Raw genomic sequence first — 297 nt, 5'->3', positions numbered from 1 at the left:
TTGGCGTCCCCACGGGGATTCGAACCCCGGTCGCCACCGTGAAAGGGTGATGTCCTAGGCCTCTAGACGATGGGGACGCACGAAAACTTCAAGTTGTAGATCTTCGACGGCCTAATGTCGAAGTGGTGGAGCCAAGCGGGATCGAACCGCTGACCTCCTGCATGCCATGCAGGCGCTCTCCCAGCTGAGCTATGGCCCCATGAAACTCCGGATTGTCCTGCATGGGAGCAGGGTCCGTTTTGAAACTGGCGTCCCCACGGGGATTCGAACCCCGGTCGCCACCGTGAAAGGGTGATG

At 59.9% G+C, this 297-nt stretch carries 2 tRNA genes; both read right to left on the bottom strand.

Going from position 1 to position 297, the window contains the following annotated elements:
- Position 1: 1 nt before the first annotated feature.
- Positions 2–77: transfer RNA gene (locus IAE56_RS20995), tRNA-Glu, on the bottom strand.
- Between the two features lie 46 nt (positions 78–123).
- Positions 124–199, bottom strand: a tRNA-Ala gene (locus IAE56_RS20990).
- Positions 200–297 lie beyond the last annotated feature (98 nt).

It is taken from the genome of Stenotrophomonas sp. S41 (assembly GCF_016624625.1).
Taxonomy (GTDB): Bacteria; Pseudomonadota; Gammaproteobacteria; order Xanthomonadales; family Xanthomonadaceae; genus Stenotrophomonas.
Note: the sequence above shows the minus strand (reverse complement) of the source record. Positions and strands in the feature narration are given on the sequence as shown.